This window comes from Ornithinimicrobium sp. F0845 (assembly GCF_023015765.1).
Taxonomy (GTDB): domain Bacteria; phylum Actinomycetota; class Actinomycetes; order Actinomycetales; family Dermatophilaceae; genus Ornithinicoccus.
On the sequence record NZ_JALKAL010000002.1, the window covers coordinates 463,682 to 486,382 of the forward strand.

The 22,701-nt window shown below is 71.4% G+C and carries 21 protein-coding genes; 8 read left to right on the plus strand and 13 right to left on the minus strand.

From position 1 onward, the window contains the following. Positions 1–2: 2 nt before the first annotated feature. Both MWU75_RS05435 and MWU75_RS05440 read right to left on the minus strand, forming a co-directional pair. Complete coding sequence (locus MWU75_RS05435; RefSeq protein ID WP_247088757.1) at positions 3–2,069, minus strand: acetate--CoA ligase; 2,067 nt, start codon at positions 2,067–2,069, stop codon at positions 3–5. Continuing rightward, positions 2,066–4,498, minus strand: a complete 2,433-nt coding sequence (locus MWU75_RS05440; protein ID WP_247088758.1) for a bifunctional salicylyl-CoA 5-hydroxylase/oxidoreductase — start codon at positions 4,496–4,498, stop codon at positions 2,066–2,068. Before MWU75_RS05440 ends, MWU75_RS05435 begins: the two co-directional genes overlap by 4 nt. A gap of 90 nt (positions 4,499–4,588) precedes the next feature. Here MWU75_RS05440 and MWU75_RS05445 point away from each other — a divergent pair, with 90 nt between their 5' ends. The 5 genes from MWU75_RS05445 to MWU75_RS05465 all read left to right on the plus strand — a co-directional run bounded on the left by MWU75_RS05445 (position 4,589) and on the right by MWU75_RS05465 (position 8,800). After that, a complete protein-coding gene (locus MWU75_RS05445) occupies positions 4,589–5,371 on the plus strand; it encodes an SDR family NAD(P)-dependent oxidoreductase (protein ID WP_247088759.1) in 783 nt (260 codons plus the stop codon). Positions 5,372–5,563: 192 nt separating this feature from the next. Further along, positions 5,564–5,836, plus strand: coding sequence for a type II toxin-antitoxin system prevent-host-death family antitoxin (locus tag MWU75_RS05450; RefSeq protein ID WP_247088760.1), 273 nt, complete (start codon positions 5,564–5,566; stop codon positions 5,834–5,836). Next, entirely contained in the window at positions 5,833–6,225 is a 393-nt protein-coding gene (locus MWU75_RS05455) for a type II toxin-antitoxin system VapC family toxin (RefSeq protein WP_247088761.1), read from the plus strand. Before MWU75_RS05450 ends, MWU75_RS05455 begins: the two co-directional genes overlap by 4 nt. A gap of 76 nt (positions 6,226–6,301) precedes the next feature. Continuing rightward, the gene (locus tag MWU75_RS05460) at positions 6,302–7,072 is read left to right on the plus strand and encodes a cyclase family protein (protein WP_247088762.1); all 771 of its coding nucleotides are present in this window, start codon (positions 6,302–6,304) and stop codon (positions 7,070–7,072) included. A 12-nt stretch (positions 7,073–7,084) separates the two neighbouring features. After that, positions 7,085–8,800: a thiamine pyrophosphate-binding protein gene (locus MWU75_RS05465; protein ID WP_247088763.1), complete on the plus strand. Its 1,716-nt coding sequence runs from the start codon at positions 7,085–7,087 to the stop codon at positions 8,798–8,800. Positions 8,801–8,912: 112 nt separating this feature from the next. Here MWU75_RS05465 and MWU75_RS05470 read toward each other — a convergent pair whose 3' ends face one another. Then, positions 8,913–9,317, minus strand: a complete 405-nt coding sequence (locus tag MWU75_RS05470; protein ID WP_247088764.1) for a thioesterase family protein — start codon at positions 9,315–9,317, stop codon at positions 8,913–8,915. Positions 9,318–9,340: 23 nt separating this feature from the next. Next, positions 9,341–11,005, minus strand: a complete 1,665-nt coding sequence (locus tag MWU75_RS05475) for an AMP-binding protein (RefSeq protein ID WP_247088765.1) — start codon at positions 11,003–11,005, stop codon at positions 9,341–9,343. 64 nt (positions 11,006–11,069) lie between these two features. On the opposite strand from MWU75_RS05475, the gene MWU75_RS05480 reads away from it, so the two are divergent. Further along, on the plus strand, positions 11,070–11,912 hold the full coding sequence (locus MWU75_RS05480; protein WP_247088766.1) for a PaaX family transcriptional regulator C-terminal domain-containing protein: 843 nt from the start codon (positions 11,070–11,072) through the stop codon (positions 11,910–11,912). A 98-nt stretch (positions 11,913–12,010) separates the two neighbouring features. Next, complete coding sequence (locus MWU75_RS05485) at positions 12,011–12,859, plus strand: 3-hydroxyacyl-CoA dehydrogenase (RefSeq protein WP_247088767.1); 849 nt, start codon at positions 12,011–12,013, stop codon at positions 12,857–12,859. An 83-nt stretch (positions 12,860–12,942) separates the two neighbouring features. Here the strand turns inward: MWU75_RS05485 and MWU75_RS05490 are convergent, their stop codons facing one another. From MWU75_RS05490 to MWU75_RS05530, 9 genes are all read right to left on the minus strand, one after another. Then, positions 12,943–13,653: an ABC transporter ATP-binding protein gene (locus tag MWU75_RS05490; RefSeq protein WP_247088768.1), complete on the minus strand. Its 711-nt coding sequence runs from the start codon at positions 13,651–13,653 to the stop codon at positions 12,943–12,945. After that, the gene (locus MWU75_RS05495; protein ID WP_247088769.1) at positions 13,650–14,474 is read right to left on the minus strand and encodes an ABC transporter ATP-binding protein; all 825 of its coding nucleotides are present in this window, start codon (positions 14,472–14,474) and stop codon (positions 13,650–13,652) included. Before MWU75_RS05495 ends, MWU75_RS05490 begins: the two co-directional genes overlap by 4 nt. Then, entirely contained in the window at positions 14,471–15,457 is a 987-nt protein-coding gene (locus MWU75_RS05500; RefSeq protein WP_247088770.1) for a branched-chain amino acid ABC transporter permease, read from the minus strand. Before MWU75_RS05500 ends, MWU75_RS05495 begins: the two co-directional genes overlap by 4 nt. After that, positions 15,454–16,329 (minus strand): branched-chain amino acid ABC transporter permease, encoded by an 876-nt coding sequence (locus MWU75_RS05505; protein WP_247088771.1) that lies wholly within the window; start codon positions 16,327–16,329, stop codon positions 15,454–15,456. The genes MWU75_RS05500 and MWU75_RS05505 overlap by 4 nt, the downstream gene beginning before the upstream one ends. 13 nt (positions 16,330–16,342) lie before the next feature. Further along, complete coding sequence (locus MWU75_RS05510) at positions 16,343–17,530, minus strand: ABC transporter substrate-binding protein (protein WP_247088772.1); 1,188 nt, start codon at positions 17,528–17,530, stop codon at positions 16,343–16,345. Between the two features lie 116 nt (positions 17,531–17,646). Next, a complete protein-coding gene (locus tag MWU75_RS05515) occupies positions 17,647–18,042 on the minus strand; it encodes a RidA family protein (RefSeq protein WP_247088773.1) in 396 nt (131 codons plus the stop codon). Next, positions 18,039–18,806 (minus strand): SDR family oxidoreductase, encoded by a 768-nt coding sequence (locus tag MWU75_RS05520; RefSeq protein WP_247088774.1) that lies wholly within the window; start codon positions 18,804–18,806, stop codon positions 18,039–18,041. Before MWU75_RS05520 ends, MWU75_RS05515 begins: the two co-directional genes overlap by 4 nt. Positions 18,807–18,815: 9 nt before the next feature. Continuing rightward, the gene (locus MWU75_RS05525; protein ID WP_247088775.1) at positions 18,816–19,286 is read right to left on the minus strand and encodes a ribose-5-phosphate isomerase; all 471 of its coding nucleotides are present in this window, start codon (positions 19,284–19,286) and stop codon (positions 18,816–18,818) included. 11 nt (positions 19,287–19,297) lie between these two features. Beyond that, the gene (locus MWU75_RS05530) at positions 19,298–19,957 is read right to left on the minus strand and encodes a disulfide bond formation protein DsbA (RefSeq protein WP_247088776.1); all 660 of its coding nucleotides are present in this window, start codon (positions 19,955–19,957) and stop codon (positions 19,298–19,300) included. A 76-nt stretch (positions 19,958–20,033) separates the two neighbouring features. On the opposite strand from MWU75_RS05530, the gene pepN reads away from it, so the two are divergent. Continuing rightward, on the plus strand, positions 20,034–22,622 hold the full coding sequence (pepN, locus tag MWU75_RS05535) for an aminopeptidase N (RefSeq protein WP_247088777.1): 2,589 nt from the start codon (positions 20,034–20,036) through the stop codon (positions 22,620–22,622). Positions 22,623–22,701: the final 79 nt, after the last annotated feature.

The following is a 22,701-nucleotide window of genomic DNA, read 5'->3' on the forward strand; positions in this document are numbered from 1 at the left end:
GGTCAGTCTCCTGTCTGGGTCACGGCGAGCGCGGCATCGAGGATCCGGCAGCCCTGTCCCTCGGTCAGCACGGTGACCGGGTTGAGGTCGAGCTCAGCACCGGCGGGCAGCTCGGCCGCCAGGTCGGCGATGCCGACGATGGCCGCGACCAGGGCGGCCCGGTCGCCCGGGTCCTGTCCCCGGACCCCGGCGAGCAGCCGCCCGAGCTGGGTCTCGTCGAGCATCTCCTCGACGTCGTCCCGGTCGACCGGCAGCAGCCGCAGCGCGACGTCGGCCACGATCTCGGTGAGGACGCCACCGACACCGACGCTGAGGACACGACCGAGCGGGGTGTCGGTGCTGCCGACCAGTGCCTCGACTCCGCCGGGCACCATCTCCTCGACGAGGACCTCCCCACCCATCGCCGCGAGACCGTCGAAGACCTCGCTCGCGCGGTCCGGCGTCACGTCCAGCACGACACCGCCGGCGTCGGACTTGTGCAGCAGCCCGGGCACGACGGCCTTGGCCACGGCCCGGCCCCCGGCCTCCTCGACGGCGGCGACGGCGTCCTGTCGGTCGGCGGCCTTGCGCCCGACCGGCACCGGCAGCCCGCGTCGGGCCAAGAGGTCCTTGAGCCCCTGCTCATCGAGCGCGGCCCAGTCCTGGTCGCCCTCGGGGACCGGTCGCGCCTCGGGGCGAGGTCTCCGCGGCCTCGCGAACTCGGCGAGCGCCGCCAGTGCCCGCACCGCCCGTGCCGGGGTCTGGTAGACCGGCAGCCCCGCGGCACGCATCGCCGCCGAGGCCTGCGGGGCCAGGTGGTCCGCGCCGGTGCGCACGGCGATGACCGGCACGCCGGTCTGCTGACGCACCCGGGAGAGCGCAGTGACGACCTGGTCCACGTCGGAGCCGGTCAGCACGCAGAAGCACGCGACGATGGCGTCGACCCCCTCGTCGCCGGCGATCGCGGCGAGCGCGTCGTTGAACAGCGCGGGGTTGCTCATCACCGAAGCGGTCACGTCGACCGGGTTGGCGGTCGAGCCGTAGGCCGGGACGATCTCCTCCAGGGTGGCCAGCGTCTGCTCCGACAACTGCGCCAGGGTCATCCCCCGCGCCTCGATCGCGTCGGCGGCCAGGATGCCCGACCCGCCCGAGGTGGTGACCACGGCGACCCGCCGGATCGAGCCGCCGCGGACCGCATCGACCAGGCCCATCACGTCACCGACGTCCAGCAGCTCATCGACGTCGTCGACGCGGACCACCCCGGCCTGGCGCAGCGCAGCGTCGACCACCCTGTCCTGCGCGGCGAGCGCCCCGGTGTGTGAGGCCGCGGCCTGGGCACCGGCCTCCGAGCGCCCCGCCTTGAGCAGGGCGACCGGCGTCCCCCCGGCCACCACCCGGGCGAGGCTGGGCAGGTCACCGAGGGACTCGGCATACGCCAGCAGTCCGGCACAGCCGGGCTCGGTCGCCAGCTCGGTCATCACCTCGGTGGCGGTCAGGTCGGCCTCGTTGCCGGTGTTGACCACCCAGCCGAGACCGAGCCCCCGTTCGAAGGCGAGCGAGACCGCGCCGTAGCCCAGCGCGCCGCTCTGGCTGACGAAGCCGAGGTGGCCCGGCACGAGCTCGGTGCGCTCCCCCGAGAACAGCGGGCTGAACGAGCTGACCTGACCGGTCGCGGTGCCGACCGTGCCGATGCAGTTGGGCCCGAGGACCCGCACCCCGAGCTCGCGGGCCGTGGTGACCAGCTCGTCCTGCAGCGCGGCGCCGGCCCCGCCGGTCTCGGCGAAGCCGCTGGAGCAGACCACGACCACCGGCACCCCCGCCGCGGCACAGTCGCGGACCGCGTCGATCACCTTGTCGGCCACGACCATCACCATGGCGAGGTCGACCTGGCCGGGCACCTCGGCGACCGAGGAGTATGACGTGAGGCCGGCGACCGCGGCACCGTCCGGGCGGATCGGGTAGATGCCGCCGGCGTAGCCGTAGCGCTGCATGAACTGCACCGGCAGCCGGCCGATGGCACCGGCCCGGTCGCTGGCGCCGATCACGGCGACGCCGCGCGCCGCCCAGAGGGGTCGCAGGTCGCTGCTCACGCCTCGACCCCCGCGGGCGCGTGGTCCGGCACGCGCCCGGGGTCTGCGGGGGCTGCGCCCGGGGCCGACCGCGGCCTCCAGCGGGCGTGCCTGGTGCCCTGCTCCCCCTCGCGCACCAGCTGCAGCCGCGGCTTGGGCTCCTCGCTCCGGCCGCCCTGCGTCTTGCGCCGCCCGGCCCGCCACGGCATCGGCCAGACCGCTCCCGGCCCGTCGTAGTCCTGCTCGACCGCCGCGTGCAGCGTCCAGTTCGGGTCGTAGAGGTGGGCTCGCCCGACGGCGCACAGGTCGGCCCGGCCCGCGAGCACGATGGAGTTCACGTCGTCCCAGGAGGAGATGATCCCGACCGCGATGGTGGGGATGCCGACCCGGTTGCGGATCGCGTCGGCGAACGGGGTCTGGTAGGACCGGCCGAACGCCGGCGTCTCCTGCGGCGTCACCTGTCCGGTCGACACGTCGATGGCAGCGGCCCCGGCCTGCTGGAAGGCTCGGGCGATCTCCACCGCGTCGTCGACGTCGATGCCGCCCTCGACCCAGTCCGTGGCGGAGATCCGCACGGTCATCGGCCGCTCGGCGGGCCACACCTCGCGCATCGCGGCGAACACCTCGAGGGGATAGCGCAGCCGCCCTACCAGTGGGCCGCCGTACTCATCGGTGCGCCGGTTGGTCACCGGGGAGATGAAGGAGGAGAGCAGGTAGCCGTGGCCGGCGTGCAGCTCCAGGACGTCGAAGCCCGCGCCCGCGCCGAGCCGGGCGGCGTGGACGAACTCGCCCTTGACCCGCTCCAGGTCCTCGAGAGTCATCTCTCGCGGCACCTGGTTGACGCCGGGCTGGTAGGCCAGCGGCGAGGGCCCCATCACGGGCCAGTTGCCGTCCTCGAGCGGCTCGTCCATGCCCTCCCACATGAGCTTGGTGGAGCCCTTGCGCCCCGAGTGCCCGACCTGGAGCCCGATCTTGGCCGCGCTCAGCCCGTGGACCGCGTCCACGATGCGCCCCCACTCCTCGGCCTGCTCCTGGGTCCAGATCCCGGCGCAGCCGGGCGTGATCCGGCCCTCCTCCGAGACGCACACCATCTCGGTCATCACCAGGCCCGCGCCGCCCATCGCCTTGCCGCCGAGGTGGATCATCCTGAAGTCGGTGGGCATGCCGTCGTCGTCGGAGACATACATGTCCATCGGGGAGACGACGACCCGGTTGGCCAGCTCGAGCTCCCCGAGACGGAAGGGCTGGAACATCGGCGGGGTGTCCTGACGTCCGCCGGGGGTGGCCCGGGTGAACCACTGGTCGATGCGCTCGACGAACTCGGGGTCGCGGACCCTGAGGTTGTCGTGGGTCACCCGCCGGCTGCGGGTCATGATGTTGAACGCGAACTGCTCGGGATCCTGGTGGCGGTACTGCCCGAGGTTCTCGAACCACTCCAGGGAGGCCTGCGCCGCGCGCTGGGTGGACTGCACGACCGGCTTGCGCTCCTCCTCGTACGCCGTGAGCGCGGCATCGAGGTCGGCGTGCTCGTGCAGGCAGGCGGCGAGCGCCAGCGAGTCCTCCATCGCCAGCTTGGTGCCCGACCCGATGGAGAAGTGCGCGGTGTGCGCGGCATCACCCAGGATGACGACGTTGCCGCGCTCCCCCGCCCGCCAGGACTCGTTGCGCACCGTGGTGAAGGAGATCCACCGCGAGTTGTTGGCCATCACCTCGTGGTCCTCGAAGATGTCGGCGCACAGCTCCCGCACCCTGGCGATCGACTCCTCGTCGCTCTCCCCCGGGACCCACTGCCGACCTTCGGTGGCGTCGAACCCGGCCGCACGCCATACGTCCTCGTGCATCTCCAGGATGAAGGTGGAGCCGGTGGCGTCGTAGGGGTAACCGTGCACCTGCATGACCCCGTGGGGGGTGTCCAGGATGTAGAACTTGAAGGCGTCGAAGACCTTGGAGGTGCCCAGCCACATGTACTTGCAGGCCCGCACGTCCAGGGTCGGCCGCAGGGTGTCGGCATAGCGGCGGCGGATGGCCGAGTTGAGGCCGTCGGCCGCCAGCACCAGGTCGTGCGAGGCAGCCAGCTCCTCGACGTCCGGCGCCTCGGTGCGGAAGTGCATGGTGACCCCGAGCTCGCGGCACCGCTGCTGCAGGATCTCCAGCAGCCGCTTGCGGGTCATCGCGGCGAAGCCGTGCCCGCCGGAGGTGAGCACCTGGCCGCCGACGTGCACGTCGATGTCGTCCCACCGGGCGAACTCGCGCTGCATCGTCTGAAAGACCCACGGGTCCGCGTGCTCGATGCCGCCGAGCGTCTCGTCGGAGAAGACCACCCCGAAGCCGAAGGTGTCGTCGGGCGCGTTCCGCTCCCACACGGTGATCTCGTGGGAGGGGTCGAGCGCCTTGGTCAGTGCCGCGAAGTAGAGCCCGCCCGGGCCTCCCCCGATGACCGCGATCCGCATCCGCCGACTCCTTCGCCGTTGTCGTTGCCAGCCGCCTCAGACTATGTTGACTCTGAGACGGTCGTCAACAAGACGGAATGAGGGTGTGCCATGGTCACGCAGGACCGGTCCGGTGGTCGCTTCGCGGGGAAGGTCGCCGTCGTCACCGGCGGCGCCGGCGGGATCGGGCGGGCGGTCTGCGAGGGCTTCGCCGCGGCCGGTGCGAGCGTCGCGGTCGTCGACGTGCAGGGGACGCAGGCGGTGGCGGACGAGTTCGAGGCGAGCCACGGCATACGGGCCCGCGGTTATCAGCTCGACGTCGCCGACCGGGACGCTGTCGGCGCGGTGATGGACGCGGTGGTCGCCGACCTCGGCGGCCTCGACGTGCTCGTCACCCTGGCCGGCGGCTCGCTCGGGACGCCCAAGGCGCTGGAGGAGATCGAGGCCGAGCACGTCGACCTAGTCGTGGACGTCAACGTCAAGGGCACCTTCTACTGCGCCCAGGCGGCCCTGGCGCGGATGCCGGAGGACGGCTCGGTGGTCACCGTGTCCTCGATCGGTGGCCGCCAGCCCTCACCCGTGACCGGCGTGCCGTATGCCGCGTCCAAGGCCGCCGTCCTCGGGCTCACCCGGCGTCTGGCCCGCGAGGTCGGGGCGAAGGGGCAGCGGGTCAACGCGGTCGCCCCCGGCCTGTTCCTCACCGGGCGCCTGCAGCAGATGTATGACGAGATGCCCGCGGCCGAGCGCGACGAGGTGCTCAGCGCGATCCCGCTCGCCCGCTTCCCCGAGCTGCGCGAGATCGTCGACCCGGTGCTCTTCCTCGCCGGGCCCGAGGCGTCCTACATCACCGGCGTCGTCCTCGACGTCAACGGCGGCCGCTTCATGCCCCTCTGACCCCCCAATTTTCGTAGTGGTTTCGCTCGCGGACCCCGCATTTTGATAGTGGTTTCGCTGGCCCAGGGCTCTCACCTCCGGTCCTCCACCGCCGGATACAGCGATTCTGCCGGAGCCGTCAGGGGGCAGACGCGCAGCCAGCTTCCACAGCCCACCCAGTGCTACTATGTAGCACATTGGAGGTGGAGCACGATGGCCAGCGTCGGCATCAGGGACCTGAAGCAGAATGCGTCCGCGGTCGTGGCCCGGGCGGCCGCCGGGGAGACCATCACGATCACCGATCGGGGGCGGCCAGTGGCGCAGATCGGGCCGAGGACGACGCACGGCCTCCGTGCGCTGCGCGAACAGGGGCTCCTGCGCGAGCCCCGTCGACCGATGGCCGATGTGCCGCTCCCGGAGGCGCTCCCGCCCGGTGCCCGGCCCCTGAGCGATCTCCTGGCGGAGGACCGCGAGGACCGGCTGTGAGCGCGCTCTATCTGGACTCCTCCGCCCTGTGCAAGCTGGTGGTGGAAGAGGCTCAGACGCCTGCCCTGCACGCCCTGCTGGTCTCGCACGACGGCGACCTGGTCTCCAGCGATCTCGCCCGCACCGAGGTGCTGCGGATGGCCGGGCGGTTGGACCCACCGCGGCGGGCGGAGGCGCGCGTGGTCCTCGAGGCGCTCGTCCTGGTGCCGCTCCTGACCCGCATCGCCGAGGCAGCGGGCGTCATCGCACCTCCCCGCGTGCGCAGCCTCGACGCACTACACCTGGCGACTGCGCTGGAGCTCGGCGACGACCTCGCTGGTCTCGTGACCTACGACGAGCGTCAGGCCGACGCAGCACGACAGCTCGGCCTGACGGTCCTCGGGCCTTGAGCAAGTCAGACTGCGCGTCCCCAGTGGCCCGCCCCGCACCCTTGTGCCCGTCCGTGCCGACCAATACGGTCAGGCCATGTCCCTCCTCTCAGACCTGACCACCGCCCTGTCCTCCGGGAGCATCGAGGTCGTTGACCTCACCGCACCCCTGAGCGACGAGACGCCCCTGCTCGAGTTGCCTCCGGAGTTCGGGCAGACCGCCCAGTTCCAGTTGGAGGAGATCAGCCGCTACGACAACCGCGGACCGGCCTGGTACTGGAACAACTTCCGCACCGGCGAGCACACCGGCACGCACTTCGACGCGCCCAACCACTGGGTCAGCGGCCAGGACCTGGACGACATCGGCTCGGTCCCACCCCGGGCGTTCGTGGCACCGGCGATCGTGCTGGACGTGACCGAGCAGGTCGCCGCCGACCCGAACTTCCTCATCGAGCGCGAGCACGTCGAGGCCTTCGCGGCCGAGCACGGCGGACTGCCCGAGGGCGGCTGGCTACTCTGCCGCACCGGCTGGTCCTCCCGGGTCACGCAGGAGGAGATGATCAACAACACCGAGACCGGCCCGACCAGCCCCGGCATGTCCGCCGACTGCGCCCGCTGGGTCGCCGAGGAGTCGCCGCTGCAGGGCATCGGCGTCGAGACCGTCGGCACCGACGCCGGCGCCGCGCACTCCTTCGACCCCGCCTTCCCGTGCCACTCCTTCCTCATGGGCAACAACAAGTACGGCCTGGCCCAGCTGCAGAACCTCGACCAGCTCCCGCCGACCGGCGCGGTCGTCATCGCCTCCCCGCTGAAGATCGTCGGCGGCTCCGGCTCACCGGCGCGGGTCATCGCCCTCGTCGAGCGCTGACCGGCCGCTCCCGTGCTGGTCGCCGAGGCCGTCGGCCGCACCCTGGTCGCCGCGGGCGTCGACCACGTCTTCGGCGTGGTCGGCTCCGGCAATTTCCACGTCACCAACGCGATGGTCGCGTCCGGCGCCTGGTTCGTCGCCGCCCGGCACGAGGGCGGCGGCGCGACGATGGCCGACGCCTACGCCCGCACCGCCGGTCGCCCGGCCGCGCTCTCGGTCCACCAGGGCTGCGGGCTGACCAACGCGATGACCGGCATCGGCGAGGCCGCCAAGTCGCGCACCCCGCTGGTCGTGCTGGCCGCCGAGGCGACCAACCGTGCGTCCAACTTCTTCGTGGACCAGGACGCGCTGGCCCGGTCGGTGGGCGCCGTCCCGATGCGCATCACCGATCCGCAGTATGCCGTCGCGCAGGCCCGCGAGGCCGTCGCCACCGCGGTGCACCGGCGCCGCACGGTGGTGCTCAACCTGCCGCTGGAGGTGCAGGGCGCCGAGGTTCCGGAAAGGCCATCCCCCGGCGGCGTGCCGTCGCAGGTCCAGGACCTGGCCGACTTCGTCCCGCCGGAGCCACCCAGGCCCCTGGCGCCCTCCAGCGCGGACGTCGAGCGCCTGGTGTCGGCGCTCCGGTTGGCGCAGCGGCCTGTGTTCGTGGCCGGACGCGGGGCGCGCAGTCCCGCGGCGCGCGACGCCCTGGTCGCCCTCGCCGACGAGACCGGCGCCCTGCTGGCCACCTCCGCCGTCGCCAAGGGCCTCTTCCACGACAGCCCATGGAGTCTCGACGTCTCCGGCGGGTTCTCCTCGCCGCTGGCGGCCGAGCTGATCCGCGAGGCCGACCTCATCGTCGGGTGGGGCTGCGTCCTCAACATGTGGACCATGCGGCACGGCGCCCTGATCGGACCGGACACCACCGTCGTGCAGGTCGACGACACCGAGGCGGCCCTCGGCGCCCAGCGGGAGCTGACCTTCGGCGTCCTCGGCGACGTGACGACCACCGCGGGCGCCACGCTGACCGCCCTCACCCGCTCGACCACGGACGCCCCCGGCGGGGACGCCGCCGGCGGGCACACGGCATACTCCTGGCGCAGTGACGACCTGCGCGAGCGGCTGGCCCGCGAGCTGGCCTGGCGCACGGTGCCCTTCGAGGACACCTCGGGCGGCGGGCGAATCGACCCGCGCACGCTGACCATCGCGCTGGACGACCTGCTGCCGCGCGAGCGCGTGGTGGGGGTCGACTCTGGCAACTTCATGGGCTATCCGAGCATGTTCCTCTCGGTGCCCGACGAGCAGGGGTTCTGCTTCACCCAGGCGTTCCAGGCGATCGGGCTCGGGCTGGCCACGACAATCGGGGCGGCCCTGGCCCAGCCGGACCGGCTGCCCGTCGCGGCGCTCGGCGACGGCGGCGCGCTGATGGGCGCGGCCGAGCTGGACACGGTGCGGCGGCTGGGTCTGCCGATGGTGGTCGTGGTCTACAACGACGACGCCTACGGCGCCGAGGTGCACCACTTCGCCTCCGGCGACCACCCGATGGACACAGTGACCTTCCCCGACACCGACATCGCGGCCATCGCGCGGGGCTACGGCTTCACCGGCGTCACCGTCCGCGATATCGACGACCTGGCACCGGTGCGCGCCTGGCTCGACGGGCCGCGCGAAACGCCCTTGCTGATCGACGCCAAGGTCGTCGCCGACGAGCCGTCGTGGTGGCTGGAGGAGGCTTTCCGCGGGCACTGAGCAGCCCGACCCCGGCAGCCGCCGCGTGCGCACTGGCCATGCGACATTTTGTGCGCCGCGCGCAGAGACCGCACACGGCGCACGATGTGTCGCATGGCGGTGCCGCAGGCGCTCACTCTCCCGAGGTTTGCGCCTCTGCGAGCCGCTGCCGTACCTCCTCGGGCCAGGGCGCGGCCGGCGATCCCTCGCCGGAGGCCGGCCCGACCCGGGCGGCGACGTTGACGCAGACCATGCGCCCGCGGGCCGCCGGTCCGCGCGGACCGGCCACCTCGAAGCCGTAGACCAGCGAGGTCCGGCCGACGGACTCCACCCACAGCTCGGTCACGACCTCGTCGCGGAACCAGAGCCGGTCCAGGTAGTCCACCTCGTAGCGCACGCGCGGCACGGTGCCGAACAGGTCGAGCAGCCCGAGCTCGACGTGCAGCGCGTTCTCGGCCGCCTCCACCCAACGGATCACGCTGGAGTGGTGGTAGTGCCCGGCGGCGTCCGTGTCGCCCCAGTCGACGCTGCGGGCCACCGACACCCGGTGCGGCACGGCGGTCAGGGCCGGTCCTCGCCGGCCGCGTCCTCCCGGAGCCGGAAGCGCTGCACCTTGCCGGTCGAGGTCCGCGGGAGCGCGTCGGTGAACTCGATCAGCCTCGGGTACTTGTAGGGGGCGATCTGGTCCTTCACGTGGTTCTGGAGCGCTGTCCGCAGAGCGGCCTCGCCCTCTTCGCCACCCAGGCGTTCGCACCCGCCGACCGGGACGACATACGCCTTGACGACGTGGCCGCGCTCCTCACTGGGCGCGGCGACGACGGCGACCTCCATCACGTCCGGGTGGGCGGAGAGCACCTCCTCGACCTCGGTGCCGGAGATGTTGTAGCCCGAGGTGATGATCATGTCGTCGGAGCGCGCCTGATACCAGAAGTAGCCGTCCTCGTCGCGGATGAAGGTGTCACCGGTGATGTTCCACCCGTCCTGGACGTAGACGGTCTGCCGCTCGTCGGCCAGGTAACGGCAACCGGTAGGCCCCTGCACCGCCAGTCGTCCGGCCACGCCGTCCGGCGCGTCCTGGCCGGCCTTGTCGACGATCTTGGCGCGGTAGCCCGGGATCGGGCGGCCGGTCGACCCGGGCCGGATGTCCTCGTCCGCGGCCGAGATGAAGATGTGCAGCATCTCGGTCGACCCGATGCCGTCGATGAGGGCGATCCCGGTGGCGTCCCGGAAGGCCTCCCAGGTCGCCTTGGGCAGGTGCTCACCGGCCGAGACCGCGCGCCGCAGGCTGGTCAGCGCCTCTGCGCGGCCACCGGACAGCATGGCCTTGTATGCCGTGGGGGCGGTGAAGCAGATCGTCGCACCATGGTCCCGGATCAGGTCCGCGAGCTGGTCGGGTGTCGCCTTCTCGACCAGGACGGTCGAGGCGCCGACCCGCAGCGGGAAGACCACCAGGCCACCCAGCCCGAAGGTGAACGCGATGGGTGGGGTGCCGATGAAGACGTCGTCCGGCTCCGGTCGCAGGACGTAGCGGGAGAAGGTGTCGGCGTTGGCCAGGATGTCGCGGTGGAAGTGCATCGTGGCCTTGGGTCGACCCGTGGTGCCAGAGGTGAAGGCCAGCATCGAGACGTCGTCGGCGGCGGTAGCCACGTCCTCGAAGTCGGTGTCCTTGCCCTCGGCGAGCGCCAGGACGTCCTCGAGCCCGTCCACCGCGCCGCCGTAGGTCAGCGTCCGCAGTTCGGGGATCTCGGCGCGCAGCAGGTCCTCGGTGAACCGGTGGTCGCACACCGCGAGCGTGAAGCGACCGATCTCGGCGATCGTGCCCAGCTCGCGGGGTCGCAGCATCGGCATCGTCGGCACCACGACTCCGCCGGCTTTGAGGACGGCGAACCAGAGGGCGACCAACCACGGGTTGTTGGGGCCCCGGAGCAGGACCCGGTTGCCGGGGACCAGGCCGAGGTCGTCGACGAAGACGTGCGCCAGGCGGTTGGCGTGGGCTCGCAGCTGTCCGTAGGTCCAGGTGGTGCCGTCGGGCGCCCGCACGCAGGCACGGTCGGCGCCTCCGGAGTCGATGACGTCATCGAGCAGGACGGTCGCGGCGTTGAGCCGCTCGGGGTAGTGCACCTCGGGGACCTCGTAGATGAAGTCCGGCCACAACGCGCGGGGCGGCAGGTTGTCACGGCAGTAGGTGTCGACGTGCGCACTCGGGGAGAGCTCGGTCTCCGGCATCACTGGGCCTCTCGTCACAGTGGCGCCCGGCGTCGGTGCCAGGCCCTCCCAGTATGTTAGTCAGATGACGACAGTCAAGGCGACGCCATCCCGCGCCGGCACGGACTCGGGCCTGCGGGCCTTCATCGTGACGATCTACGGCCTCTATGCGCGTGAGGTCGGCGGGTGGCTGGGCATCTCGACGCTGATCCAGCTGATGACCCAGCTCGAGGTCGACGAGCCCGCGGTCCGCTCCTCCATCTCCCGGCTGAAGCGCCGGGGCATCCTGGAGTCCGAGCGGGTCGACGGGCGCGCCGGCTACGGACTGTCGGACCAGGCCCGCGTCATCCTGGACGAGGGTGACCGCCGCATCTTCCGCAGGCGTCAGGGCACCGTCGAGGAGGGCTGGGTCCTGGCCGTCTTCAGCGTGCCGGAGGCCGAGCGGCAACGCCGCCACACGCTGCGGTCACGCCTGTCCTGGCTCGGCTTCGGGTCGGTCGGTGCCGGCGTGTGGATCGCGCCGGCCCACCTGCAGGCCGAGGCGCGCGACGTGCTCCAGCGTGAGGAGCTCGCGGACTACGTCGACCTGTTCGAGTCCCGCTACCTGGGGTTCGCGGCCGTCGAGAACGAGGTCGCGCAGTGGTGGGACCTGGCCGGCCTCGACCGGCTCTACCAGCAGTTCCACGACGACCACGCACCCATGCTGCAGCGGTGGGAGTCAGGTGCGGGCCGGGACCACGAGGGGCGGGCCTTCGCCGACTACATCCGGGTGCTGACCGCGTGGCGCCGGCTGCCCTACCTCGACCCTGGCCTAGCTCCCGAACTGCTCCCCGGCGACTGGTCCGGCAAGCGGGCGGCGGACCTGTTCTTCGCGCTGCAGCGACGGCTGGAGGCACCGGCGCACCGGTTCGTCGACAGCGTGCGCTGAGCCACCCGCAGGCCCCGCCGCCGGCAGTATGGCGCGCGGCGACTCTGGTGCGGCCCCCCGGCGTGGACTAGCGTCGACCGGGACGAGGAGGAGGACACATGCAGCACCTGACCGTCCTGGGCACCGGGGTGCTCGGCTCCCAGATCGCCCTCCAGGCGGCCTACCACGGCAAGGACGTGGTGGTCTACGACATCAGCGACGAGGTGCTGGCCACCCTCCCTGACCGCTGGGACTATCTGCGGCGGCTCTACCTGCAGGACGTGGCGGACGCGACGCCGGAGACGGTGGACGCGGCCATCACCCGCATCCGGCCGACCAGCGACCTGGCCGAGGCCGTGGGCGACGCGGACCTCATCATCGAGGCGGTCCCCGAGGTGCTGGAGATCAAGCAGGAGACCTGGGCCAGGGTCGGTGAGCTGGCGCCCGAGCGCACGATCTTCACGACCAACTCCTCCACGCTGCTGCCGAGCGACATCGCGCCGTCCAGCGGCCGACCGCAGAAGTTCCTGGCCCTGCACTTCGCCAACGAGATCTGGCGGCTCAACGTGGGCGAGGTCATGGGCCACGCGGGCACCGACCCCGCGGCCTACGAGGCGGTGGCGGGCTTCGCCGAGGAGATCGGGATGATCCCCATCCGCGTCCTGAAGGAGCAGCCGGGCTACGTCCTGAACTCCCTGCTCGTGCCCTTCCTCAACGCCGCGGCGGTCCTCTTCGTCCGCGGTGTCGCCGACGTGGAGACCATCGATCTGACGTGGCGTCGGTCCACCGGGGCACCGCTGGGTCCGTTCCAGATCTACGACGTGGTGGGCATGGAGACTCCCTACCACCTGGCTCGGCGCAACCCGGACCCCGAGATGCAGCGGTTCGCCGAGATCCTCAAGCGGGACTACATCGACCAGGGACGCATGGGTCGCGCGGCGGGCAAGGGGTTCTACGACTACGGCTGAGCCGAAAAGGCCGGAGCCGAATGCGCCCGAGCGGCTCGCCCCGGACGGCGGCGTCCGCCCCCGTGTCGGATGCCGCCCCCGTGTCAGATGCCGAGCAGCTGCTCCGCGCGGGTCCGGTTGCGGCGGAACTCCTCGACCGACGCGTCCCAGTGGACGGACCCCTTCTGCATGACGACGACCCGGTCGGCCACAGAGAGGGCGAGCCGCAGGTTCTGCTCGACGACGAGGGCGGACACCCCTGCGGCGCACACCTCACGCACGACCTCGCCCACCTGCTGGACGACCGCCGGCGCGAGACCGTCGGACGGCTCGTCGAGCAGGAGCACTGTGGGGTTGGTCAGCAGGGCCCGGGCGATCGCCAGCATCTGCTGCTCCCCGCCGGAGAGCTGGTCGCCGCGGTGGCCGAGCCGCTCCCCCAGCCGGGGCAGCAGGCCGATGACCCGATCCCGCGTCCACTCGCCCTTGCGCCCGAGCCGGTCGGCGATCTCCAGGTGCTCCGCGACCGTCAGCGGCGCGAAGACCCTCCGCCCCTGCGGGACCAGGCCGACCCCCAGCCGGGCGATGGCGTCGGGCCGTGAGCCGGCAACCTCCTGGCCCGCCACCCGCACCGAGCCCGCCATCGGACGGACCAGGCCGGCGATCGTGTTGACCAGCGTGGACTTGCCGACACCGTTGCGCCCCAGCAGTGCCAGGACCCCACCCTCGGGCACCGCGACGTCGACGTCGTGCAGCACGCGGGAGCCGTCATAGCCGGAGACCAGACCCCGGGTGGACAGGATCGCGTCGTCCGTCATGACCCCTCCTCCAGGAACAGGTCCGAGGTGTCCTCGGCCCCCAGATAGGCGCTCTGCACGGCCTCGCTGGCACGCACCTGCTCCGGATCACCCGTGATCAGGTGCTCCCCGAGGTGCAGGACCGTGACCGTGTCCGCCAGGCCGAAGACCAGGTCGAGGTCGTGCTCGACGAGCAGCACGGTGACCTCCTGCGGCAGCCCGAGGACGATCTGCTGGAACGCCTGCGTGTCGGCCGGAGACATCCCCGCGGCCGGCTCGTCGAGCAGCAGCACGGACGGTGCCGTGGCCAGCGCGACGGCGACCTCGAGCTGACGCCGCTCGCCGTGGGACAGCGCACCTGCGGCCGCTCCTGCCCGATCGAGCAGACCCAGCTGGGCCAGGACCTCGTCGGCCTCCTCGAGCAGGGCACGACGGCGCGTGACCGAGCGCCACGGCGAGGCCTGGACCCCGTGGCGGCGCTGCACCGCGAGCAGGACGTTCTCCCGAGCCGTCGCCGAGAGGAAGAGGGAGGAGTGCTGGAAGGTGCGGACGAGGCCGCGGTTGGCCCGCGCGTACTCGGCCATCGACGTCACGTCATCACCGTGCAGGCGCACCCGCCCCGACGTCGCCGGCAGGGCACCGGCGATGAGGGCGAACAGGGTCGACTTGCCGGCACCGTTGGGGCCGATGACCGCGTGCCTGCTGCCGGCCCGCACCTCGAAGGTCACCTCCTGGACGGCCCTGAGGCTGCCGAAGTGCCTGGACAGCCCCTCGACGCCGAGCGCGGGGACGCCGTCGGCGCTGCCACGACCGCCGGGCACGACGTGCTGCGAGGCGTTCACCGGACCTCCGCCGTCGGGTGCTCGGCATGACTCCTGGGGAAGAGCGTGCGCCACTGCGCCCGGCCGCCCGCGATGCCCTTGGGCAACAGGTAGACGGCGAGCACGAACAGGGTGCCGAGGAGCAGTGGTGCGTGACCGGAGACGATCTGCCCGAAGTAGTCACGGGTGAAGACGACGAGCGCCGCCCCGAGGCAGGCGCCCCACATGGAGCCCACCCCACCCACGATGACCGCCAGCAGGGCGAGCGCGGCGATCTCAAAACCCATGTCCCCGGGGGCGACGAACCGCTGCGACGAGGCCCACAGGGACCCGGCCAGGGCAGCCAGCCCTCCGGCATACACAAAGGCACCCAGCGCGTAGGCGTCGGTGCGGTAGCCGACCGCCCGCAGCCTGGCCTCGTTGTCCCGCAGACCGCGCAGCGTCAGCCCGAACGGCGAGCGCAGCAGCATCCCGACCCCGAGGTAGGCCAGGACCGCCACCACCAGCACGTAGTAGTAGATGAGCCCCTCGTTGACCAGTCCCTCCCCGCCGGGCAGGACAACCACAGGCAGTATGCCGCTCAGCCCGTCGGTCCCGCCGGTCACCGCATCGAGTCGGCCGGCGGCGCTGTAGCCGATCTCCCCGATCGCCAGCGTGATCATGAGGAAGGCCACGCCACGGCCCCGGATGGCCAGCGGGCCGGTCAGCACCGCGGCCACGACGCCCGCCAGGGTGGCCACGAGCAGCTGGACGATGCCGAGCTCGGACCAGTGGATCGAGACCAGTGCGCCGGTGTAGGCACCGACCCCGAAGTATGCCGCCTGGCCGAGGGTGGGCAGGCCCGCGACCCCGGTGAGCAGGTTGACCGCCATCGCGAGGACGGCGAAGACCAGGGCGCGGGTGAAGGTGCTGACGGTGAAGGCGCCGAACACCCACGGCACCATCAACAAGGCGAAGGCGACGAGACCGACCAGCAGCGTCCGCCGGACCTGGAGGCTGTTCATGCGCGCCCCGGCGCGAAGAGGCCCTGCGGGCGCAGCGCGAGCACGAGCAGCATCGCGCCGAACAGCAGGAACGGGGCGTAGGAGGGCACCAGCGCGACACCGAGCGTCTGCACCTGACCGATGAGCAGGGCACCGAGGAGCGCACCGCGCACAGACCCGAGGCCGCCGATCACGACGACCACGAGGGAGAGCACCAGCACGCGCTCGTCGATGCCCGGTCCGGGCGCGATGATCGGCGCACCGAGCACCCCGCCGACGGCGGCGAGCGCCGCGCCGAACCCGAACACGCCGAAGAGCACCTTGCGGGTATCCACCCCCATGGTCCGCACCATGTCGCGGTCCGCCACCGTCGCCCTGACCAGGGCGCCGACCGAGGACCGCTCGAAGGCGAGGTAGACCAGGGCCGCGAGCAGCGTGGCGATCCCGATGAAGGCCAGGCGGTAGACGGGGTAGGTGTGCCCCAGGACCGACACCGACCCGCTCAGCGCGGAGGGCGGCGCCGTCGGCAGCACCTCGGCACCGAACAGCATCACCATCACCTCGGCGGCGATCAGCGAGATGCCGAGCGTCAGGGCCGCCTGGTCGAGATGGCCTCTGCCCTGCAGCGGGGCGACCGCCGCCGCGAGCAGCCCGCCGCCGAGCAGCCCGACCACCAGCCCGACGACCAGGGCGATGAGCAACCCGAGCCAGCTGCCGTCCGACAGGGCGTAGGCGGTGTAGGCACCGGCCAGGTAGAGCGTGCCGTGCGCCAGGTTCAGGACGTCCATCATCCCGAAGACCAGCGACAGCCCCACCGCGAGGGTGAAGAGCAGCAGCCCGTAGGCCACCCCGTCGACCATGCTGACGAAGTGGGCGTTGAACCACCCGCTCATGACGTCCTGTGGGTCACAGTTCCCCGAGCTCCTGGATGACGACGTTGGCGAGCGTGCCGTCGACCTCCTGGACCTCGCGGAGGTACCACGTCTGGACGGGGGTGCCGATCTCGGACCAGGTCCAGGTGCCGCGCGGGGACTCGACCTTCTCGATCTCTCCGATGGCGGTGTTGATCGACTCGCTGTCGGCGTCCTCGCCGCCAGCGGCCTCGATGGCCAGGTCCAGCACGTGGGCCGCGTCGTAGGAGGCCATCGCGTAGGTCGTGGGCTTCAGACCGGTCTTGGCCTCGTAGGCCTCGACGAAGGAGGCGTTCAGCTCGTTCTCGAGGTCGAAGTTGTAGTTCATCGCGGTGAACGTCCCGAGTGCCGACTCGCCCTGGGCGTCCAGGACGCCGCCCTCGGTGAGGAAGCCGGCGGAGTAGTGGTCGATCTGGCCCTTCAGCCCGAACTGGTCGTACTGCTTGACGAACTCGACGGCGGCGCCGCCCGCGTAGAAGCTGAACAACGCCTCCGCGCCGGAGGAGTTCGCGTTGGCCAGGAACGGCTGGAAGTTCGTCGTGCCGGGGAAGGGTGTGTAGACCTCGTCGGCGGTCTCACCGCCCGCCGCGTCGAAGCTGCGCTTGAACCCGGTCACCTCGTCGAGCCCGGCCTGGTAGTCGGCGGCCAGGAAGTAGACACTCCCGTCGACCTGCTCCGCGACATAGGCGCCGAGCGCCTCACCCGGCTGGTCGTTGACGTAGGAGGTGCGCCAGATGTAGGTGGCGTCGGTGAGCGTGGTCGGCGAGGCGTTGGAGCCGACCAGCGGGATCTTGCTGGTCTCGAACAGGTCGACCACGCCGTTCATGACGGCGGAGCTGACCACACCGGTCACCACGGTGACCTCGTCCTGCTTGACCAGCTTGTCGGCGGCCGCCTTGCCGGAGTCTGCGGTCTCGCCCTCGTCGGCCAGGATGACCTCGACCTCGACACCGCCGAGCATGTTGTCGTGCTCTTCGAGGTAGACCTCGAAGCCGGCCTTCATGTCATCGCCCAGGCTCTTGTAGACACCGGACTGGGGGACCAGCAGCCCGATCTTGATCGGCCCTCCCGAGCCGGCCTCCTCCTCGTCACCGCCTCCGAGCGTGCCTCCGCCGCAGGCGCTCAACGTGAGCGCGGTGGCAGCGGCCACGGCGATCAGGATCGGGGTGCGTCGTGCTCTCATACGGGGCCTCCTCTGGCGACGACGCATCCTTGCGCCGATCTGTCGGACACCATATGCCGGATTTGTAGCGCTCGTCTATTAATCGTCACAATCCTGTGACAATCCGGGACGTGGGCTCACTCCGGGAGGATCGCCACCCCTTGGACCTCCACCAGCGCCTCGACGTCCCACAGCCGGTTGACCCCGATCCCGGCCAGGGCGGGGTAGTGCCGGCCGATGAGCCGCTTCCACACCGCACCGATGTCACGGGAGCGTGCCTTGTAGTCGTCCATGTCCACGATGTAGATGGTCAGCGAGGCCAGGTCCTCCGGGGTGCCGCCCGCCGCCCGCAGCGCGGTCAGCAGGTTGGACAGCGCCTGCTCGAACTGCTCGACGACGGTGTTACCGACGATGCGGCCCTCCGAGTTGAGCGCCGTCTGCCCCGCCAGCAGCACCATCCGGCCGGTGCCGACCATCGCGTGGCTGAACCCTCGGGGGGTGCCCAGCTCGGGCGGGTTGACCGGCTCGATCATGACTGCACCGCTCCTCCGTCGACGTTGATGCCCTGCCCGGTGATCCCACCGTTGCGCACGCACGCGAGGACAGCCTCGACCACCTCGTCGACGGTGATGAGGCGCTGGATGGGCTGCTTGGCCTCCAGGATGCGTCGGGCCTCCTCCGCCGTGCGTCCGGTCTTGTCCACGATGCCCTGCACCGTGGCGTCCGTCATCGGGGTGTCGACGTAGCCGGGGCACACGGCGTTGACGGTGACGCCCGACCGGGCCAGCTCGACGGCGGCGGAGCGCACCAGGCCCAGCAGGCCGTGCTTGCTGGCCGTGTAGGCGGAGATGTAGGGCTCACCGATCTTGGCGGCGACCGAGGCGACCACCACGATGCGGCCGTTGCCCGCCTGCTTCATCGCCGGGATGGTGGCGCGCAGGAGCCGGAAGGGCGCCGTGAGGTTGAGGTCGAGCATCTGCTGCCACTGCTCGTCGCTGGTCTTCTCGACCGACGCCGAGACGCCGGCGCCCGCGTTGGCCACGACGACCTCGGGGGCGGCCCACTCCTGCTCCACGCGAGCCACGAGCTCGTCGACCGCCCCGGGGGCGACCATGTCGGCCGGCAGCACCAGCGTCGGGCCGGGGCAGGCGGCGGCCACCTCCTCCAGCTGCTCGACGCTGCGGGAGGTGAGGGCCACGGCATACCCCTCCTCGCTGAGGGCGACGGCAACTCCCCGACCGATGCCGCGACCCGCCCCGGTGACCAGGGCGACCGGCTGAGTCTCTCGTCCAGACATGCTGCGACCCTAGACCGGCAGGTCCGGCAGCTGACCGTCCACCTCGTAGACGGACATCATGTCGATCCGCCGCTGGTGCCGCTCGCCCCCGCTGAACGGGGTCCGCAGGAAGACCGTCACCATCTCCTTGGCCTCCTCGACGGTGTTCATCCGGGCACCGATCGAGAGCACCCGGGCGTCGTTGTGCTCCCGCGCGAGCTCGGCCAGCTCGGCGTTGTAGGCCAGCGCCGCCCGGATCCCGGTCACCTTGTTGGCCGCCATCTGCTCGCCGTTGCCGGAGCCGCCGAGCACGATCCCCAGCGACCCCGCGTCGTCGGCCACCGCCTCGGCGGCCCGCAGCACGAACACCGGGTAGTCGTCCAGCTCGTCGTAGGTGGCCGGCCCGTGGTCGACGACGTCATGGCCCTCCTCGCCCAGCCACCGCACGAGCTCGCGCTGCAGGTCGTATGACGCGTGGTCCCCGCCGATGTGAATGCGCACCTGATCGCTCCTCAGCTGAAGTCCGGGTCGGCGTCGCGGGTCCGCTTGAGCTCGTAGAAGCCGGGCGTGCCCGCCACCAGGACACAACCGTCCCACAGCCGGCCGGCGGCCTCACCCTTGGGCGCCGGCGTGATGACGGGGCCGAAGAAGCTGACGCCGTTGACGGAGACGACGGGGGTGCCGACGTCGTCGCCCACCAGGCCGATGGCCCGCTCGTGGCTGGCGCGCACGTCGGGGTCCTGCTCGTCGCTGTCGGCATGGCGCGCCAGCTCGGCGGGCAGGCCCGCCTCCTCCAGCGCCTCGGCGATGATCGTGGACAGGTCCTCACTGCCGCGTCCCTCGTTGTGGATCCGGCGACCGAGCGCGTCGTACAGCGCCTTGCGGGTGGAGTTGCCCTCGTCGTCCCCGGGGTGCTCCTTGGCCGCGGCGATCAGGACCCGGACCGGGCCCCACGCACGGTCCATCAGGGCCCGGTAGCCCTCGTCCAGGTCACGCCCCTGGTTGAGGACGGACAGGCTCATCACGGACCAGGTGATGTCCAGGTCACGGACCTGCTGGGCCTCCATCAGCCAGCGCGAGGTCATCCAGGCCCAGGGACAGACCGGGTCGAACCACATCTCGGCGCTGGTGCGCTCCTGCGCCGGCGAAGTCTTTGAAGTCGGGGTGCTCATGGCACCATCGTTGCACCGAACACGTCGCCGTCCCCACGCGACCCTCGCCATCGACGCAGAGCACAGGAGCCCTCGCATGCCCGGACAGAACCTCACCCGTGACGAGGCAGCCGCGCGGTCGGCGGTCATCACCACCGACTCGTATGCCGTGGCGCTGGACCTCACGACCGGCCCGGAGACCTTCGGCACGGTGACCACGGTCGAGTTCGGCGCCCAGGAGGGCACGGAGTCCTTCATCGACCTGGTCGCCCCGTCGGTGAGCTCGATCGTCCTGAACGGTGAGTCCCTCGACCCGGCCGAGCACTTCGCCGACTCCCGGATCCGCCTGCCGCGACTGGCCGAGCGCAACACCCTCACGGTCGAGGCGACCGGTGCCTACATGAACACCGGCGAAGGTCTGCACCGCTTCGTGGACCCGGCCGACGGCGAGGTCTACCTCTACACCCAGTTCGAGGTCCCGGACTCCCGCCGCGTCTTCGCGGTCTTCGAGCAGCCCGACCTCAAGGCCACCTTCCAGTTCACCGTCACCGCCCCCGCGCACTGGCAGGTCATCTCCAACCAGCCGACGCCCGAGCCGGTCGCCGCGGGCAGCAGGCCCGGTGCGGGACAGACCGACCCGGCCGACGCCGACGCGCAACCCGGCGACATCGCGACCTGGACCTTCGAGGCCACACCCAGCATCTCGTCATACATCACCGCGCTGGTCGCCGGTCCCTATGACGTGGTGCGGGACGAGGTGGAGACCCGTGCCGGGACCATCCCCCTGGGGGTGTTCTGCCGCAGGTCGATGCGTCAGTACCTCGACGCCGAGAACGTCATGGACTGCACCAAGGCGGGCTTCGGCTTCTTCGAGGCGGAGTTCGACCAGCCCTACCCGTTCGCCAAGTACGACCAGATCTTCACGCCGGAGTACAACATGGGCGCGATGGAGAACGCCGGGTGCGTGACCATCGTCGAGCAGTACATCTTCCGCGGCAAGGTCACCGAGTCGATCATCGAGCGCCGTGCGCTGACGATCCTGCACGAGCTGGCGCACATGTGGTTCGGCGACCTGGTGACGATGAAGTGGTGGGACGACCTGTGGCTCAATGAGTCCTTCGCCGAGTGGGCCTCCACCACCTGCCAGGCCGAGGCCACCGAGTGGAAGGACGCGTGGACGACCTTCGCGACCGCGGAGAAGGGCTGGGCCTACCGCCAGGACCAGCTCTCCTCGACGCACCCGATCGCCGCGGACATGGTCGACCTGGCCGCCGTCGAGGTCAACTTCGACGGCATCACCTACGCCAAGGGCGCCTCGGTGCTCAAGCAGCTGGTCGCGTATGTCGGGCGCGAGCCGTTCCGGGACGGGCTGCGGGCCTACTTCGCCAAGCACGCCTGGGGCAACACGACGCTGGCCGACCTGCTGACCGAGTTGGAGGCCACCTCCGGCCGTGACCTGACCTCGTGGAGCAGGCTCTGGCTGGAGACGGCCGGGGTCAACACCCTGACGCCGGTCCTGGAGGTGGCCGACGGCGTGATCACCGCTGCGTCGATCAGCCAGACCGCGCCGGAGGAGTGGCCGACGCTGCGGCCGCACCGACTGGCCGTCGGGTGCTACGACCTGGTGGACGGTGCGTTCGTGCGCACCCACCGCATCGAGCTCGACGTCGACGGTGCCTCCACGGAGGTGCCGGACCTGGTGGGTCGCCCGATGCCGGCCCTGCTCCTGGTCAACGACGACGACCTGGCCTACGCCAAGATCCGGCTCGACGAGATCTCGTTGGCCACCGCGCTGGCGCAGCCGCGGGCGCTGGTGGAGTCCCTCCCCCGCTCGCTGGTGCTCGCCGCCGCGTGGGACATGACCCGGGACGCCGAGATGTCAGCGACCGACTACGTCCGCCTCGGCCTGCAGGCGATCGCCTTCGAGACCGAGTCGACCCTGCTGCGCGTCCTGATCCAGCAGGTGTCGACCGCTGCCCTCACCTACACCGCACCGGCCGGGCGTGCCGAGGTGCTGGCCGAGGTGGAGTCCTCGCTGCTGGCCTCGACCCGCGCCGCAGAGCCGGGCTCCGACGCCCAGCTGCAGCTGGTCACCGCGTGGGCCTCCTTCGCCCGGTCCGAGGAGTCCGTCGCCCTGTTGCGGGCGCTGCTGTCGGGTGAGCAGACCCTGTCGGGCCTCACGGTCGACCAGGACATCCGCTGGACGCTGGTCACCGCCCTGGCCACCGCCGGCGCCGCCGACGAGGCCGCGATCGCCGCCGAGCGGGAGCGGGACAACACCGCCACCGGCCGCGAGAAGGCCGCGCGAGCACTGGCCGCGCGCCCGACCGCCGAGGCCAAGGCCGAGGCGTGGCACGCTGCCGTCGAGGGCGACGAGCTGCCCAACGCGGTGCTCGCCGCCACTGCTCTGGGCTTCGGCAGGGTCCACGACACCGCGCTGCTGGTGCCCTTCGTGGAGCGCTACCACGAGCAGATCGCCTCGGTCTGGGATGCACGGACGCACCACATCGCCGAGTCCATCGCCGTTGGCTTCTATCCGATGGCGCTGGCCGACCAGCGCCTGCTGGACGCGACCTCGACGTGGCTCGACGCCAACCCCGACGCCCCTTCGGGCCTGCGCCGCACCGTCGCCGAGAACCGCGACACCGTCGCGCGCGCGCTCGAAGCTCAGGTGCGCGACGCCTAACGTGAGGCCACCGGACGCGCATGGAGATCACGACTGGTGGGGGAGCCGGACCATACTCCTCCGTCGAGGAGTTTGAGGC